Here is a 16,762-nt window from a genome sequence, read left to right as displayed (position 1 = left end):
ATCGATATGAGCGAATATTCCGTTTTCACCTCCGAGTCCGTGTCTGAAGGGCATCCGGACAAAATTGCCGACCAGATTTCCGATGCGGTGCTGGACGCCATCATTGCCCAGGACAAATTTGCCCGCGTCGCGTGCGAAACCCTGGTGAAAACCGGCGTGGCGATCATCGCTGGCGAAGTCACCACTTCGGCCTGGGTCGATCTGGAAGACATCGTCCGCAACGTGATCCTCGACATCGGCTACAACAGTTCCGACGTCGGTTTCGATGGCGCCACCTGCGGTGTGATGAACATCATCGGCAAGCAGTCGGTGGACATCGCCCAGGGCGTTGACCGCAGCAAGCCGGAAGACCAGGGCGCCGGCGACCAGGGCCTGATGTTCGGCTACGCCAGCAACGAAACCCCGGAGCTGATGCCCGCCCCGATCGCCTACTCGCACCAACTGGTCCAGCGCCAGGCCGAAGCCCGCAAGTCCGGCCTGCTGCCATGGCTGCGCCCGGACGCCAAATCGCAGGTGACCTGCCGCTACGAAGGCGGCAAGGTGGTCGGTATCGACGCCATCGTCCTGTCGACCCAGCACAACCCTGACGTGTCCTACAGCGACCTGCGCGAAGGCGTGATGGAACTGATCGTCAAGCACGTCATCCCGGCTAACCTGCTGACCAAGGACACCCAGTTCCACATCAACCCGACCGGCAACTTCATTATCGGCGGCCCGGTGGGCGACTGCGGCCTGACCGGCCGCAAGATCATCGTCGACAGCTACGGCGGCATGGCCCGTCACGGCGGCGGCGCCTTCTCCGGCAAGGACCCGTCCAAGGTTGACCGTTCCGCCGCCTACGCCGGTCGCTACGTGGCCAAGAACATCGTCGCCGCCGGCCTGGCCGACCGCTGCGAAATCCAGGTTTCCTACGCCATCGGCGTAGCCCAGCCGACCTCGATCTCGCTGAACACCTTCGGCACCGGCAAGATCAGCGACGACAAGATCATCAAGCTGGTTCGCGAGATCTTCGACCTGCGCCCGTACGCCATCACCACCATGCTCGACCTGCTGCACCCGATGTACCAGGACACCGCGGCCTATGGCCATTTCGGTCGTACCCCGGAGCTGAAGACCGTCGGCGACGACACCTTCACCACCTTCACCTGGGAAAAGACCGACCGCATCGACGCCCTGCGAGCCGCTGCCGGCCTGTAATTTGTCGGTTGCGTCACAAAAGCCCTTCATGGTTCGCCATGAAGGGCTTTTTCATGACAGCCGGTCATTCCCTGTACAAACCTGTTTCCCTATATTTCGCCATCTCGGACCCTGTTTCTCCCCTGGATATTGCACGGCGCCTGTTCGAGAACCTTCCTGATGCGTCGGCAATCGAACATTGAGGTTTGCCATGCGTACTTCCGCTTTCGCCCCCGCCGCGATCCTGCTCGGCCTGTTCACCCTTCCAGCCCAGGCCGCCGACCTGAGCGCACTCACCAACCTGGCGACACAGCTGGGCGGTGGCTCGACGACACAGACGACCGGCAGTACCGCCGACGCCGGCAGCTGCAACCCCAAACAGGTGCAGGATCTGCAGAAACAGATCTATGCCGCCAAGGTCAAGGGTGACACCGTCAAGGCCAACGGCCTGCAAATGGCCGTGGACCATATCACCGCCAGTTGCAGCGGCGTGGCCAGCTCCCAGCAGCCCATCAACAACACCGCGGCGCCCCAGGATCCCAAGGCGCAGGCGATCGATGCCGGCATCAAGGCACTGGGCGGCCTGTTCAAGTAAGCCGACATATGCGGTAAGAAAGCCCCGCCCCCGCGGGGCTTTTTAATGCCCTAGGCTTTGCCTTTCGGTCGAGCAAGGAGGCTGCGGCATGGGCTTCGTCCTGGGTATCGCCTTTTTCATCTGCTGTTTCGCAGCCCAGGCCGCGCCGTGCCCGCAGTGGCCGCAGGAGCGCGCCCTGCGCGAAATCGAGGCCCTGGAGCAACAAATCGCCCAGTGGGACGAGCGTTACCACCGCCAGGGCATTTCGCCGGTCGCCGACGAGCTCTACGACCAGTCCCGCCAGACCCTGCAGGGCTGGCGCGACTGCTTTGCAGCCGGCGGGAACCCGCCGGACAACCCGCTGCTCAAGGCGCGCGGGCCGACTCCCCATCCGATTGCCCATACCGGGCTGGACAAGCTGCCGGACGAACAGGCGGCCCGGGACTGGATCAGCACCCGCCAGGACCTGTGGATCCAGCCCAAGGTCGATGGCGTGGCCGTGACCCTCAGCTACCGGCAAGGTCGCTTGCAGCAGGTGATCAGCCGTGGCGACGGCCTCAAGGGCCAGAACTGGACCGACCAGGCCCGCCGGATCGCGGCCATTCCTGGCCAATTGCCGCAACCCCTCGACCTGGTGCTGCAAGGCGAGCTGTACTGGCGCCAGAGCGGCCATGTGCAGGCCGAACACGGCGGGCTGAACGCCCGCAGCAAGGTCGCCGGCCTGATGGCCCGGCACCGCTTGCAACCCGACGAGGGCGAAGGCATTGGCCTGTTCGTCTGGGACTGGCCCGATGGCCCGGCGACCCAGCCTGAGCGCCTGCAAGGCCTGAGCGCCCAGGGCTTCCCCGACAGCGCGACCTACAGCCGGCCGATCAGGGGATTTGCCGAAGCCCGGCACTGGCGCGAGCGCTGGTTCCGAGAGCCGTTGCCCTTCGTCAGCGATGGCGTGGTTCTGCGTCAGGGTCAGCGGCCCGCCGCGCACCTCTGGCAGGCCCGGGCACCCTACTGGAGCGTCGCCTGGAAATACCCCTACAGCCAAGCCCTGGCCCATGTACGCCAGGTCAGCTTCAAGATCGGTCGCACCGGCCGGATCACGCCGATGCTCGAGCTGATCCCGGTACGCCTGGATGACCGTCAGATCAGGCGGGTCAGTACCGGCTCGCTGCAACGCTGGCGGGAGCTGGACATTCGTCCCGGCGATCAGGTGGCCATCAGCCTCGCCGGCCTGACCATTCCGCGCCTGGACGCGGTGGTCTGGCGCAGTGTCGAACGCGAACCGCTCGACGTCCCCAACCCGGACGATTTCCATGAGTCGAGTTGCTGGCGCTACGGCCCGGGTTGCGAAAGCCAGTTTCTCGCCCGACTGGCCTGGCTGAGCGGCAAGCAGGGGCTGGAGCTGCCAGGACTGGGCCCCGGAACCTGGGAAAAGCTGGTTCGCGCGGGCCGCCTTGCACAACTGCTCGATTGGCTGACACTCGATGCCCACGAGCTTGCTAACATTGCCGGCCTGGGCCCGGTCGGCAGCCGGCAGTTGCTCGATAACGCCCGGTTGGCCCGACAACGGCCGTTCGAGCGCTGGCTGAGGGCCCTGGGCGTACCCGCCGGTGCCGGTATCAGGCTGGACGGCAACTGGCAGGCACTGGCCAGCCGAACCGTCGGGGCCTGGCAGGCCGAACCCGGGATCGGCCCCGAACGGGCCGCGCGCCTGGGTGCCTTCTTTCGGGACCCACAGGTAATGGCCCTGGCTGAATCATTACGTGTCGCCGGGGTCGATGGGTTCTGAGGAAAAAGCTGCAAACCGAATCGGAACACTCATACAACCGAGTCGGCTTTTATTTGTTCATTGTCACTTTTCAGTATTTTTCAGCACGGAGCCTTTCATGAAACTTCCCTCTTCACTGGTGCTTTTCACCCTGTGCACGGTCATGGCCGCCCCGCTCCTGGCCGCCGAGGAACAACCCGAACTGACCGGTTGCGCGGCCAAGCGCCAGGCCATCAGCAACCAGCTCGAGGCCGCCAGGGCCCAGGGCAACAGCGAACAACAGGCCGGCCTGGAGAAGGCCCTGGACGAAGTCACCACCCACTGCACCGACACCTCGCTGAAAAAGGAGCGGGAGAACAAGGTGCTCGATGCCCGGCACGAGGTCAGCCGCCGTCAGGCCGACCTCGACAAGGCGATGAAAAAGGGTGACCCGGAGAAGATCAACAAGCGCAAGGACAAACTCGCCGAGTCCCGCAAGGAGCTGCAGGACGCCCTGGACGAGCTGGACAAGTAGCCCGGCACGCCCCCGTTCACTCAGTGATCGCGAAACTCCTTGTGGCAGGCATCGCAGGCATCCTCGACCCTTTCCACCGCCGGCCTGAGCAGGCTGGCCTGGTAGGGCTGGACCTTGCTCGCCACCACCAGCTCGCCGGTGGCGCTCTCCAGCGAGCGGGCCAGTTCCTGAAAACGCGCCTGCTTTTGCCAGACATCGGCCTTGGCGCTGGTATGCTCCGTTTCCTTGACCTGCGGGAAATGTTTCCACGGCTCATGGGACAGGCTATCCAGCTTGATCGCTCCCTCGGCAAACGCCGGGCCGTCGAAAGGGATCCGACCTCGGAGCATGCCGCCCAGGTCTTCGCTGGTCTTGAGCATCTGCTTGAAAATGGCCTTGCGCTGGCCCAGCGGCGAGTTCGGGTCGATACCGCCACAGGCGGCGAGGCTCAGGCCGGCCAGCAATACAACGAAAAATTTCTTGATAGTCATGATGGCATCAGGTCACGGGAGACGGCGGCCAGTATCCTCGCCTGAAGATCAAACACCAATAGGCCAGGCCGCCAATACCCTCACTCAATGAATGGATTACCTGAACAACGACTGAACAGGTGATCACTCAAGGAATACACCGCTTCATGAACACCACTTACAAACGCCTGGGCTGGAGCCTGTTCGCCCTGGCCCTGCTCGCCGGCTGCAATGGCAAGGACAACCAGCCACCCGTGCCGGTCACCACTTACGTCAAGGCCGACTGGAAAGCCCTGCCGAACGTTTCCGACGCCGACCTGCAGGCCGGCTTCGCCTCGTGGCGCAGCGCCTGCACCCGGCTGAAGAACGACGCCACCTGGGCGGCCACCTGTGCCGCCGCGAGCGATGTGCCCGCCAACCCCGTGGCCATTCGCAGCTTTCTTCAGCAGAACCTCGAGGTCTACGGACTGCGCTCGGCGCAAAACAGTGCCGACGGGCTGATCACCGGTTACTACGAACCCGTCTACCCCGGCAGCCTGACCCGCACGGACAAGGCCACGGTGCCGGTCTATGGAGTACCGGACGACCTGATCATCGTCCAGTTGGACAGCCTCTATCCGGAACTCAAGGGCAAGCGCCTGCGTGGACGACTGGAAGGCCGGGTGGTCAAACCCTATGACGACGCCGCACTGATCGCCACCCAGGGCGTCAAGGCTCCGGTGCTGGCCTGGCTGACCGACCCGATGGACCTGCAGTTTCTGCAGATCCAGGGCTCGGGCCGAATTCGCCTGGATGACGGCCGGCAACTGCGGATCGGCTACGCCGACCAGAACGGCCATCCGTACCGGGCCATCGGCCGCTGGCTGGTGGAACAGGGCGAGCTGAAAAAGGAAGACGTGACCATGGGCACCATCAGCGCCTGGGCCAAGGCCCATCCGACGCGCATCCCGGAGCTGCTGGCCAGCAACCCGAGCTATGTGTTCTTTGCCCGCAACCCGGACAGCAACGAAGGCCCGCGTGGCTCGCTGAACGTACCGCTGACCGCCGGCTACAGCGTCGCAGTGGATCGCAAGGTCATTCCGCTGGGCAGCCTGCTGTGGCTGTCGACCACCCGCCCGGACGGCACGCCGCTGGTACGGCCGGTGGCTGCGCAGGACACCGGTGGAGCGATCGCCGGCGAGGTCCGCGCCGACCTGTTCTGGGGCACCGGCGACGCCGCCGGGCAACTGGCGGGAGACATGAAGCAGAAGGGCAATATCTGGATGCTGTGGCCCAAGGGCATGGCGTTGCCCCAGGTGCCGGATATCGGTAGCTGATTGCGGTGCAGGCCGTAGGGGCCTATTCGCGGGCAAGCCCGGCTCCTACAGGCTGGTGTCGTAGTCGGAAAACCTGTTTCCGACACCGCACTGCAGGAGCCGGGCTTGCCCGCGAAGAAGCCTTCGCCAGGCCTCAGATGGACACGAAGAAGAAACTCGCGATCAAGGCCATCCCCACTGCCCATACCACCGAGCGCAGTACTGCCCAGTCAGCCAGGTAGCAGATGATGTACAGCAGACGGCTAGTGATGAACAGCACCGCCAGCACGTTGATCGTCACCAGCGAGGCATGACCGACCAGATGCGCGATGATCACTGCCGCGGCAAAGGCCGGGGTCACCTCGAAACTGTTCAACTGCGCCGCATGCGCGCGCCTGGCGAAACCTTCGAGGGTTTCCAGGAACGCCCGCGGGTCATGGTTCTGCCGCGGCCCGAACTGGCCACCACTGAACTTGGCGATACCGGTGCACAAGTAGGGCAGGAAGATCGCGATCAATACACACCAGAGTGCTGGAGTCATGACAAAGTCCTTGTTCTTGGAGTTGGATGAACATGTCGACCAGCATGCAGGCACGCCGGTTTCGCGCAAGCCGGTCTAGTCGGCAAAGGCGCACACAACACTAGCGCATCTGATGGCCCGCGGGGCAAATACGTTCACACTTTGACAAGCCTGCCGCCATACGAATGCGTTGGGTACTCACCAGAACCGCTCGGTCACCTTTCAAGCATCATGCGAATCCCTCGGCGCCCCGCTTTCACTGCGGATCTGCGCATGACTGATCAGGGCGAAGATGCAACTGCCGCCAATGATGTTGCCGGCCAGCGTAGGGCCGGCGAAGTGCAGCCAGAACTCACGCCATGACAGTTCCCCGGCGAATACCAGGTAAGAGACCTCGGCCGAACCGGCCACAATATGCGTGAAATCGCCCAGCGCCATGAGGTAGGTGATCAGGATGATGATCCACATCTTCGCGCTCTCCATGGACGGGATCATCCAGACCATGGTGGCGATCATCCAGCCGGACACGATGCCCTTGGCAAACATCTGTTGTGGCTCGTGCTCCATGACCTTGCGACCGATTTCGAGAAAGGCCAGGTCGGTCTTGTTGTCGAAGATCGGCAGATGCAGCATCACGTAGGCCACCAGCAGCGTGCCGCAAAGATTGCCCACCAGCACCACGCCCCATAAGCGCAGCAGGCGACCGAGGTTGCCCAGGGTCGGCTGGCTCATCAGCGGCAGCACCGCCGTCAGGGTGTTTTCGGTGAACAGTTGCTGGCGCGCGAGGATCACCGCGAGAAAGCCCGCGCAGTAGCCGAAGCTGGCGATCACCTTGAACGCCTCGCCCTCCGGCAACCGGGAGTTGAGCAGTCCCATCGCCATCAGCGACAGGCCCATGGTCAGGCCGGCCGCCAGCGCCGACCAGCCGAGCGCGGCAACACTGCGCTCCAGTTCCTGGTCGCCCTGCAGGCGGATGATTTCATGCAGCACCGCCGCCCTTGGCGGCTGGTTGCGTGTGACGTCCTGCCGCTCTTCGGGCGACAGGTCCGGGGTCTTGCCGTCTTTTTGCGTATCCATCGAGTGCCTGAACCCAAGGTGTGCCTGAAAAGTGGGACACCACAGGTTCGCGGCTGTTCAGTGACTGGCGCGATCAGATCGGACTGATCCCGTCCTCCTTGAACTGGTCCTTCACGTACTTGATCTCGGTCCGACCATGAGGCGCCGGCAGGCCGTCTTCGCCCAGGTTGACGAAGACCATCTTCTCTACGGTCAGGATGCTCTTGCGGGTGATCTTGTTGCGCACTTCACAGGTCAGGGTGATCGAAGTACGCCCGAACTCGGTGGCCGTGATACCCAGTTCGATGATGTCCCCCTGGCGCGAGGCACTGACGAAGTTGATCTCGGAGATGTACTTGGTCACCACCCGCTGGTTGCCCAGCTGGACGATGGCATAGATCGCCGCCTCTTCGTCGATCCAGCGCAACAGGCTACCGCCGAACAGGGTGCCGTTGGGGTTGAGGTCTTCGGGTTTGACCCATTTGCGGGTGTGGAAATTCATGCGCGTACCTGACCGTCTTGCCATTGATGCCAGCTATCATGGCAGACCGTACGGTCAAGCTCTATGAACACTCGACTATGGTCGCCATGAGCATTCTTCATCGAACCGACAGAAACCCTTGGGAAGTCCTCGACAGGCCGCTATACTCAGCGCCGATCAAAACGGTCATCTTCCCCTGATACCGTTTACCCGCCACCTGTCCGAGGGGCGCTGCAGCAGGCTCGACCTGTCAGGCTCGGATGGGGCGTTCTCCGGTCGTGATGATGCGCCCGGATACTAAACGCACAACGGCGCCCATTCGCACACTACGAATGGAGGCTCTCTATGAGCGCTGTCAACACGCCTGCAGATTTTACCGATTACAAAGTCGCCGACCTGTCCCTGGCTGCCTGGGGCCGTCGCGAAATCATCATCGCCGAATCGGAAATGCCTGCCCTGATGGGTCTGCGCCGCAAGTATCTGGCCGAGCAACCGCTCAAGGGTGCCAAGATCCTGGGCTGCATCCACATGACCATCCAGACCGCCGTGCTGATCGAAACCCTGGTTGCCCTGGGTGCCGAGGTTCGCTGGTCGTCCTGCAACATCTTCTCGACCCAGGACCAGGCCGCTGCCGCCATCGCCGCTGCCGGCATCCCGGTCTTCGCCTGGAAAGGTGAAACCGAGCAGGAATACGAGTGGTGCCTGGAGCAGACCATTCTCAAGGATGGCGCGCCTTGGGACACCAACATGGTCCTCGACGACGGCGGCGACCTGACCGAACTGCTGCACAAGAAGTACCCGCAGGTCCTGGACAAGGTCCACGGCGTCACCGAGGAAACCACCACCGGCGTCCACCGCCTGCTGGACATGCTGGCCAAGGGCGAGCTGAAGATCCCGGCGATCAACGTCAACGACTCGGTCACCAAGAGCAAGAACGACAACAAGTACGGCTGCCGTCACAGCCTGAACGATGCCATCAAGCGCGGTACCGACCACCTGCTGTCCGGCAAGCAGGCCCTGGTGATCGGCTACGGCGACGTGGGCAAGGGCTCGGCCCAATCCCTGCGTCAGGAAGGCATGATCGTCAAGGTCACCGAAGTCGACCCGATCTGCGCCATGCAGGCCTGCATGGACGGTTTCGAAGTGGTTTCGCCGTTCATCGACGGGATCAACAATGGCACCGAAGCCAGCATCGACAAGGCCCTGCTGGGCAAGATCGACCTGATCGTCACCACCACCGGTAACGTCAACGTCTGCGATGCGAACATGCTCAAGGCCCTGAAGAAGCGCGCCGTGGTCTGCAACATCGGTCACTTCGACAACGAAATCGACACCGCCTTCATGCGCAAGAACTGGGCATGGGAAGAGGTGAAGCCGCAGGTGCACAAGATCCACCGCACCGGCCACGGCGATTTCGACCCGCAGAACGACGACTACCTGATCCTGCTGGCCGAAGGCCGCCTGGTGAACCTGGGCAATGCCACCGGTCACCCAAGCCGCATCATGGACGGTTCGTTCGCCAACCAGGTACTGGCGCAGATCTTCCTGTTCGGCCAGAAGTACGCCGACCTGTCGCCTGCCCAGAAAGCCGAGCGCCTGACCGTTGAAGTACTGCCGAAGAAACTCGACGAGGAAGTGGCCCTGGAAATGGTCCGCGGCTTCGGCGGCGTGGTCACCCAACTGACCAAGACCCAGGCCGACTACATCGGCGTGAGCGTCGAAGGTCCGTTCAAGCCGCACGCCTACCGCTACTGATCGGCCTGGTTGCCTGCTCTCCCGGCGAGAGCAGGCTGTTGTGGGAGCTGGCTTGCCGGCGATGGCAGCGCCTCGGTACTGTTGCAGAATCGAGGCCACTGCATTGCGGGCAGGCAGCTCCCACACTGGTATTCTGAGCTTCCACAGGTATTACCATGTCCCAAGATCGTCGCTACAGCTTCGAGTTCTTCCCGACCAAGACCGATGCTGGGCATGAAAAGCTGCTCGCCACTGCCCGCCAGCTGGCCAGCCACAATCCCGACTTCTTCTCCTGCACCTACGGTGCCGGCGGCTCGACCCGCGACCGCACACTCAACACCGTGCTGCAGCTCGAGAGCGAAGTAAAGATTCCTTCCGCTCCGCACCTGTCCTGCGTGGGCGACAGCAAGAACGACCTGCGCGGCCTGCTGACCCAGTACAAGGACGCCGGCATCAAGCGCATCGTCGCCCTGCGCGGCGACCTGCCCTCCGGCATGGGCATGGCCAGCGGCGAACTGCGCCACGCCAACGACCTGGTCAGCTTCATCCGTGAAGAGACCGGCAGCCATTTCCACATCGAAGTCGCCGCCTACCCGGAAATGCACCCGCAGGCGCGCAATTTCGAAGACGACATCCAGCATTTCGTGCGCAAGGCCAACGCCGGTGCCGACAGTGCGATCACCCAGTACTTCTTCAACGCCGACAGCTACTTCTACTTCGTCGACCGCGTACGGGCACTGGGGGTGAACATCCCGATCGTGCCGGGCATCATGCCGATCACCAACTACAGCAAGCTGGCACGCTTCTCCGACGCCTGCGGTGCGGAAATCCCACGCTGGGTCCGCAAGCAGCTGGAAGCCTACGGCGATGACAGCCAGAGCATCCAGGCCTTCGGCGAGCAGGTGGTCACCCAGATGTGCGAACGCCTGCTGCAAGGCGGCGCGCCGGGTCTGCATTTCTATACCCTGAACCTGGCCGAACCGAGCCTGGCGGTATGGAACAATCTCAAGCTGCCGCGCTGATCCGACAGCAAAGGCCGTGAACAAAAGGTCCTCGCGCAAGCCAGGGCCTTTTTTATTGCAACGGGAATAGCCCGGGACAGAGCCCTCACGCGGCTCTGGCTATTTACTGCGCGCCCATCGTACTCTCTGGCAATGCCCGTCATTGCCCAACTGCTGACAGCCATTGTCCTGACTTGCCTGAGCCTGACGGCCCGGGGCGAGCGACTGCGCATTGTCACCGAACCCTGGGCCCCCTATGTCTACGAGGAGAATGGCCAGGCCAAGGGCCTGGACTACGAGACCACGGCGATTGTCTTCCAGCGCCTGGGGATCGAGGTGGAGTGGCAGTTCCTGCCCTGGAAACGCTGCCTGGCGATGCTCGAACAGGGCCAGGCCGACGGCGCCCTGGATATCTTTCACAGCAGCCAGCGCGACGACAAACTGCTGTATCCCGACGAGGCACTTTCCGAAGTGGAGTTCGTGCTCTTCTACGCCAAGGCCCATCCCCATCCGTTCAGCAGCCTGGATGATCTGCGCGGGCTGACCGTAGGCGTCTCGCCGGGCTATCAGTACAGTCCGCAATTCAACGAATCGCGCCTGTTCCGACACGAACCGGCCCCCAGCCATGAGTCCAACTTCGGCAAGCTGGCCCTGGGGCGCATCGACCTGGTGATCACCGACCGCCGCGTCGGTCAGCATGTGCTCGACGAATTGAACCTGCAGGAGCAGATCGCCCAGTACCCGAGCGTGATCAGCCGCAATCGGCAATACCTGGCCCTGCGTCGCAACGCCGGCATGGACCTGCTGATGCAGCGCTTCAACGCCGAACTCAAGCGGTTCAAGCGCGAACCGGCCTATGCCGAACTCAACGCCCGCTATGCCGGCGCGCCCGGCGCCGGGAAAAAGCAGTGAACCGTTGAGCAGCAGGAACGCGGCACAGGCCGATTGCTCTGTTATACTCCGGCGTTCCCGCCAGGCTTACGCCCGGACGCTCGACCTTGCATCAGGTATTCAGACACAGTGACCTGCGCCGCCAAAGAGCCAGCGCGCGCCGTGCGTAGAGCCTCAAGATCCAGCATTACCGGACGGGATTGCGTCCTCCAGGACCGGACAGGAAAACGCCGCACACGCTGCCGGCCGCTTTTGTTCAGCTCCCAGATGCCATTCGCGCCAGGCAAGATTCCCATCGGGCTTTGCCCTAACTGAACAGGATTACTCATGTCCTTTGCTTCCCTCGGTCTCTCCGAGGCTTTGGTCGGCGCCATCGAGGCCGCCGGCTATACCGAGCCTACTCCGGTGCAACAGCGGGCCATTCCCGCCGTGTTGCAAGGTCGCGACCTGATGGTCGCGGCACAGACAGGTACTGGTAAAACCGGCGGTTTCGCCCTCCCGATTCTGGAGCGGTTGTTCCCCAACGGTCACCCGGACAAATCCCAGCGTCACGGCCCGCGCCAACCGCGCGTACTGGTCCTGACCCCGACCCGCGAACTGGCCGCCCAGGTGCACGACAGCTTCAAGCTCTATGCCCGCGACCTGAAATTCGTCAGCGCCTGCATTTTCGGCGGTGTCGGCATGAACCCGCAGATCCAGGCCATGGCCCGTGGCGTCGACGTGCTCGTCGCTTGCCCGGGGCGCCTGCTGGACCTGGCCGGGCAAGGCAGCGTCGACCTGTCCCACGTGGAAATCCTCGTGCTGGACGAAGCCGACCGCATGCTCGACATGGGCTTCGTCCATGACGTGAAGAAGGTTCTCGCACGGCTGCCGGCCAAGCGGCAGAACCTGCTGTTCTCGGCGACCTTCTCCAAGGACATCACCGACCTGGCGAGCAAGCTGCTGCACAACCCGGAGCGCATCGAGGTGACGCCACCGAACACCACGGTCGAGCGTATCGAGCAGCGTGTGTTCCGCCTGGCCGCCAGCCACAAGCGCGCCCTGCTGGCCCACCTGATCACCACCGGCGCCTGGGAACAGGTGCTGGTGTTCACCCGTACCAAGCACGGTGCCAACCGCCTGGCCGAGTACCTGGACAAGCACGGCCTGACCGCCGCGGCGATCCACGGCAACAAGAGCCAGAACGCCCGCACCAAGGCCCTGGCCGACTTCAAGGCGGGCGAGATCCGCATCCTGGTCGCCACCGATATCGCCGCCCGCGGCCTGGATATCGACCAGTTGCCGCACGTGGTCAACTTCGAGCTGCCGAACGTCGATGAAGACTACGTCCACCGCATCGGTCGTACCGGCCGTGCCGGTCGCTCGGGCGAGGCGATTTCCCTGGTCGCCCCGGACGAAGAGAAACTGCTGAAAAGCATCGAGCGCATGACTCGGCAGAAAATCGCCGACGGCGACCTGATGGGCTTCGACGCCAGCGCCGTGGAAGCGGAAAAACCGGAAGTACGCGAGCGTCCGGAAGGCCGCAACCCGCGCAACGCGCGTGCTCCCCGTGGCGACGGCGCCAACGGCGGTGGCAGCGGTAGCGGTCGCAAGGACAAGGGCAAGGACAAGGGCGGCAAGGAGAAGCCGGCGAACAGCGGTCGCGGCGAGCGTCCGGCCCGTGAGCAGAAGCCTCGCGAGCAGCAGCAACAGCGCCAGATCCCGCGTCCGGCACCGGACCGCGACCCGGAAGAGTTTCTCGATGACGACGTGGACAACTTCGGCAACCGTGTCGACTACGTGCCACAGGCCGCCAAGCCCCAGGGTCGTGGTCGCCGTCCCGGCGGTGCCGGACAAGGCGCAGCCCGTGGCGGTGCAGCCCAGGGCCAGGGTCGGCAGAATGGCCAGCGCGGCAGCAACGGCACCGGTGCAGGCGCGGGCGCGGGCGCCCAGAAGCGTACTGGCCGTAATGGCGCAGCGCGGGATGGCCAGCCACGTCGCGACGACTCGCGCAACCGTCGTCCGGCCCGGGACGACCAGTCGTTCCGCCAGGAGCCGGCGGTGAAAAGCCCTCGTGAGAACCAGCCGAAGATCATGCACAAGGAGTCGAAGATCGATCGCTCCCTGACGCCTGAGCAACTGGACCAGTTGCCGAACCGCCCACGCGGTGAGAAACCGGCGTTGCTGACCCGCAATCGCTGAGTATTCCCTCGGCAATGAAAAACGCCCCCGGTTCGTGAGAACCGGGGGCGTTTTTCATTGTGGCCAGCTTCCCCTGCAGGAGTAGGGTTTGCCCGCCAAGCCATGCCCATCGGGCCCCTTCGCGAACAAGCGCTGCTCCTACAGGAAAAGTATTACTTGGCCTTTACGCCTTCGAACGAGATGTCCAGGTCCAGAGTCTGGGAGGATGGGCCTGGGCCCTTGATGCCGAAATCGTTCAGGTTGAGGGTGGTGGTACCGTTGAAGCCGGCACGGTAGCCGCCCCATGGGTCCTTGCCTTCACCGTTGAAGGTGGCCTTGAAGGTCACCGGCTTGGTCACGCCGTGCAGGGTCAGGTCACCGGTCACGTCAGCGGTTTTCTCGCCAGTGGATTTGACGCTGGTGGAGACGAACTTCGCTTCCGGATACTTGGCAACGTCCAGGAAGTCCTTGCTGGCGATGTGCTTGTCACGCTCGGCGTGGTTGGAGAACAGGCTGGCGGTCTTCAGCTCGACCTCGATCTTGCTCGCTTCAGGCGCCTTGGCGTCGAAGCTGAACTTGCCGTTCCAGTCCTTGAAGGTGCCGTGTACGAAGCTGTAGCCCAGGTGGCTGATCTTCCAGTCGATGAAGGCGTGCTGGCCTTCCTTGTCGATCACGTAGTCAGCGGCCATCGCCTGACCGGCAGTGAACAGTGCGGTACCGATTGCCAGGGCGGCGAGAGTCTTTTTCAACATGCTTCTATTCCTTTTGAGTCGAGGTTGAACATCAGGCTTTGCGACCCAGCATGCGGGTCAGCGTCGCATCACGATCGATAAAGTGGTGTTTCAGCGCAGCCAGGCCATGGAGAACGGCAAAGATCACCACGGTCCAGGCCAGGTACAGGTGCACCGTGCCAGCGACATCCGCCTGGTCGGGGATGCTGGAAATCCAGGCCGGCACGTCGAACAGATTGAACACCGGAATCCCGACACCTTCTGCGGTGGAAATCAGGTACCCGGAGAACATCAGGGCGAAAAGGCCCAGATAGAGGAACGCATGGCCGAACTTGGCGCCCAGGCGGGTCAGGCGGCCATGATTGGACGGTGCCGGCGGCGGCGGGCTGATGAAACGCCAGGCCAGCCGTACGACCATCACCGCGAACAGGGTCAAGCCGATACTTTTATGCAGGTCCGGAGCGGCCTTGCGGTACTCGCTGTAGTAGTCGAGACCGACCATCCACAAGCCCAGCGCGAAAAGGCCGAAGACCACCAGAGCCACGCCCCAATGCAGGAGCATGCTGACTGCGCCGTAGCGGGAAGATGAATTACTTAGCTGCATGGCCGAGAGATCCTGTAAGTACTGCGCCCAAGACTAATGGTTTACCTATCGAATTAAAGCGAAAAATTTTGCTTTGAAATATCGAGAAATACGATCATAAGTCTGGAACGAGCGGGTTAAGAAAATATTAAGGTCGCCGCCTATCCGGAACACCCCGGCGGGCGACTTTATTCGAGGCGCCGGAGGATAATCGTTGCAACCGCTGCAGGCCTCGTCGCCCGGACACTTCGCCGGTGGCGAGGCCGTTGAATGACCGGCACGGGTTGTCCCGTCGCCCGGCATTGCATAGGCTTGCGCGATTGTTGGCCCGCGCCTGTCGCAAGGTGCCCGTGGGAGAGTGGAAATGAGCCTGAACAACCAGTGGATGCAACGCGATCTCGCGGTGCTGTGGCATCCCTGCACCCAGATGAAAGATCACGAGCAACTGCCGATGATCCCCATCAAGCGCGGCGAAGGCGTGTGGCTGGAGGATTTCGACGGCAAGCGCTACCTCGATGCCGTCAGCTCCTGGTGGGTCAACGTGTTCGGCCACTGCAACCCGCGCATCAACCAGCGCATCAAGGACCAGGTCGACCAACTGGAGCACGTGATCCTCGCCGGTTTCAGCCACCAGCCGGTGATCGAGCTGTCCGAGCGCCTGGTGAAGATGACCCCCGAAGGCCTGACCCGCTGCTTCTATGCCGATAACGGTTCGTCCTGCATCGAAGTCGCGCTGAAGATGAGCTTTCATTACTGGCTCAACCGCGGCCAGCCGCAGAAGAAACGCTACATCACCCTGACCAACAGCTACCACGGCGAAACCGTGGCGGCGATGTCGGTGGGCGACGTGCCGCTGTTCACCGAGACCTACAAGGCCCTGCTGCTGGACACCATCAAGGTGCCGAGCCCGGACTGCTATATGCGCGCGCAGGGCATGAGCTGGGAAGAGCATTCGCGCAACCTGTTCCAGGTCATGGAACAGACCCTGGCGGAGAACCACCAGAGCGTCGCCGCGGTGATCGTCGAACCGCTGATCCAGGGTGCCGGCGGCATGCGCATGTACCATCCGGTGTACCTCAAGCTGCTGCGCGAGGCCTGCGACCGCTACGGCGTACACCTGATCCACGATGAAATCGCCGTGGGCTTCGGCCGCACCGGCACGATGTTCGCCTGCGAACAGGCCGGTATCCGTCCGGACTTCCTCTGCCTGTCCAAGGCGCTCACCGGCGGCTACCTGCCCCTGGCGGCGTGCCTGACCACCGAGGACGTCTACGGCGCCTTCTACGACGACTATCCGACCCTGCGCGCGTTCCTCCACTCCCACAGCTACACCGGCAACCCGCTGGCCTGTGCGGCGGCGCTGGCGACCCTGGATATCTTCGAGCAGGACAACGTCATCGAGAACAACCGGACCCTGGCCCAACGGATGGCCAGTTCCACCGCGCACCTGGCGGATCACCCGCACGTTGCCGAAGTGCGCCAGACCGGCATGGCCCTGGCGATCGAGATGGTCCAGGACAAGGCCAGCAAGGCCGCCTACCCTTGGCAGGAGCGCCGTGGCCTCAAGGTGTTCCAGCATGCCCTGGAGCGCGGCGCCCTGCTGCGGCCGCTGGGCAACGTGGTGTACTTCCTGCCACCCTACGTGATCACGCCGGAACAGATCGACTTTCTCGCCGAAGTGGCCAGCGAGGGGATCGACATTGCCACCCGCAGCGCGATCAGCGTGGCGGTGCCGGAAAACTTCCATCCGGACTTCCGTGATCCGGGCTAGATCCACAGAAGCCGGGCGGGCGCGGCAGTGCGGCGCCCCGGCAACCCATCATTCCGATATCCAG

The 16,762-nt window shown here is 63.2% G+C and carries 16 protein-coding genes and 1 riboswitch; of the genes, 10 read left to right on the top strand and 6 right to left on the bottom strand.

The genetic code is table 11. The features are described from left to right. Positions 1 to 6 precede the first annotated feature (6 nt). From metK to ACM62G_RS14145, 4 genes are all read left to right on the top strand, one after another. Positions 7 to 1,197, top strand: coding sequence for a methionine adenosyltransferase (gene metK / locus ACM62G_RS14160; protein ID WP_273825258.1), 1,191 nt, complete (start codon positions 7 to 9; stop codon positions 1,195 to 1,197). A gap of 190 nt (positions 1,198 to 1,387) precedes the next feature. Further along, entirely contained in the window at positions 1,388 to 1,771 is a 384-nt protein-coding gene (locus tag ACM62G_RS14155; RefSeq protein ID WP_273825256.1) for a DUF1090 family protein, read from the top strand. An 88-nt stretch (positions 1,772 to 1,859) separates the two neighbouring features. Then, positions 1,860 to 3,533 (top strand): NAD-dependent DNA ligase LigB, encoded by a 1,674-nt coding sequence (gene ligB, locus ACM62G_RS14150; RefSeq protein WP_419737352.1) that lies wholly within the window; start codon positions 1,860 to 1,862, stop codon positions 3,531 to 3,533. A gap of 97 nt (positions 3,534 to 3,630) precedes the next feature. Then, positions 3,631 to 4,026 carry a DUF1090 domain-containing protein gene (locus ACM62G_RS14145; protein WP_054059920.1) on the top strand — a complete coding sequence of 132 codons (396 nt, stop codon included), beginning with the start codon at positions 3,631 to 3,633 and terminating at the stop codon, positions 4,024 to 4,026. Between the two features lie 20 nt (positions 4,027 to 4,046). Here the strand turns inward: ACM62G_RS14145 and ACM62G_RS14140 are convergent, their stop codons facing one another. Continuing rightward, positions 4,047 to 4,496: a c-type cytochrome gene (locus tag ACM62G_RS14140; RefSeq protein WP_054059919.1), complete on the bottom strand. Its 450-nt coding sequence runs from the start codon at positions 4,494 to 4,496 to the stop codon at positions 4,047 to 4,049. Between the two features lie 146 nt (positions 4,497 to 4,642). On the opposite strand from ACM62G_RS14140, the gene ACM62G_RS14135 reads away from it, so the two are divergent. Further along, positions 4,643 to 5,791 (top strand): murein transglycosylase A, encoded by a 1,149-nt coding sequence (locus tag ACM62G_RS14135; protein ID WP_419737351.1) that lies wholly within the window; start codon positions 4,643 to 4,645, stop codon positions 5,789 to 5,791. A 133-nt stretch (positions 5,792 to 5,924) separates the two neighbouring features. Here ACM62G_RS14135 and ACM62G_RS14130 read toward each other — a convergent pair whose 3' ends face one another. The 3 genes from ACM62G_RS14130 to ACM62G_RS14120 form a co-directional block, all read right to left on the bottom strand. Then, the gene (locus tag ACM62G_RS14130; protein ID WP_054059723.1) at positions 5,925 to 6,311 is read right to left on the bottom strand and encodes an MAPEG family protein; all 387 of its coding nucleotides are present in this window, start codon (positions 6,309 to 6,311) and stop codon (positions 5,925 to 5,927) included. 201 nt (positions 6,312 to 6,512) lie between these two features. Next, positions 6,513 to 7,367 (bottom strand): formate/nitrite transporter family protein, encoded by an 855-nt coding sequence (locus tag ACM62G_RS14125; RefSeq protein WP_054059722.1) that lies wholly within the window; start codon positions 7,365 to 7,367, stop codon positions 6,513 to 6,515. 73 nt (positions 7,368 to 7,440) lie between these two features. Then, a complete protein-coding gene (locus ACM62G_RS14120; RefSeq protein ID WP_054059721.1) occupies positions 7,441 to 7,848 on the bottom strand; it encodes an acyl-CoA thioesterase in 408 nt (135 codons plus the stop codon). Between the two features lie 196 nt (positions 7,849 to 8,044). After that, a riboswitch (S-adenosyl-L-homocysteine riboswitch) is annotated at positions 8,045 to 8,151 on the top strand. A 21-nt stretch (positions 8,152 to 8,172) separates the two neighbouring features. On the opposite strand from ACM62G_RS14120, the gene ahcY reads away from it, so the two are divergent. The 4 genes from ahcY to ACM62G_RS14100 all read left to right on the top strand — a co-directional run bounded on the left by ahcY (position 8,173) and on the right by ACM62G_RS14100 (position 13,634). After that, on the top strand, positions 8,173 to 9,582 hold the full coding sequence (gene ahcY / locus ACM62G_RS14115; RefSeq protein ID WP_054063520.1) for an adenosylhomocysteinase: 1,410 nt from the start codon (positions 8,173 to 8,175) through the stop codon (positions 9,580 to 9,582). A gap of 155 nt (positions 9,583 to 9,737) precedes the next feature. Continuing rightward, positions 9,738 to 10,583 (top strand): methylenetetrahydrofolate reductase [NAD(P)H], encoded by an 846-nt coding sequence (gene metF / locus ACM62G_RS14110; protein WP_054059719.1) that lies wholly within the window; start codon positions 9,738 to 9,740, stop codon positions 10,581 to 10,583. A 132-nt stretch (positions 10,584 to 10,715) separates the two neighbouring features. Further along, positions 10,716 to 11,474 carry a substrate-binding periplasmic protein gene (locus ACM62G_RS14105; protein WP_419737350.1) on the top strand — a complete coding sequence of 253 codons (759 nt, stop codon included), beginning with the start codon at positions 10,716 to 10,718 and terminating at the stop codon, positions 11,472 to 11,474. A gap of 306 nt (positions 11,475 to 11,780) precedes the next feature. After that, entirely contained in the window at positions 11,781 to 13,634 is a 1,854-nt protein-coding gene (locus ACM62G_RS14100) for a DEAD/DEAH box helicase (protein WP_419737349.1), read from the top strand. Between the two features lie 152 nt (positions 13,635 to 13,786). Here ACM62G_RS14100 and ACM62G_RS14095 read toward each other — a convergent pair whose 3' ends face one another. Both ACM62G_RS14095 and ACM62G_RS14090 read right to left on the bottom strand, forming a co-directional pair. Further along, positions 13,787 to 14,365: a YceI family protein gene (locus ACM62G_RS14095; protein WP_054061309.1), complete on the bottom strand. Its 579-nt coding sequence runs from the start codon at positions 14,363 to 14,365 to the stop codon at positions 13,787 to 13,789. Between the two features lie 31 nt (positions 14,366 to 14,396). Further along, complete coding sequence (locus ACM62G_RS14090; RefSeq protein ID WP_419737348.1) at positions 14,397 to 14,948, bottom strand: cytochrome b; 552 nt, start codon at positions 14,946 to 14,948, stop codon at positions 14,397 to 14,399. Positions 14,949 to 15,291: 343 nt separating this feature from the next. On the opposite strand from ACM62G_RS14090, the gene ACM62G_RS14085 reads away from it, so the two are divergent. Then, complete coding sequence (locus tag ACM62G_RS14085) at positions 15,292 to 16,698, top strand: adenosylmethionine--8-amino-7-oxononanoate transaminase (protein WP_273825246.1); 1,407 nt, start codon at positions 15,292 to 15,294, stop codon at positions 16,696 to 16,698. Positions 16,699 to 16,762: the final 64 nt, after the last annotated feature.

This window comes from Pseudomonas sp. COR18 (genome assembly GCF_048568395.1).
Taxonomy (GTDB): domain Bacteria; phylum Pseudomonadota; class Gammaproteobacteria; order Pseudomonadales; family Pseudomonadaceae; genus Aquipseudomonas; species Aquipseudomonas fuscovaginae_B.
Note: the sequence above shows the minus strand (reverse complement) of the source record. Positions and strands in the feature narration are given on the sequence as shown.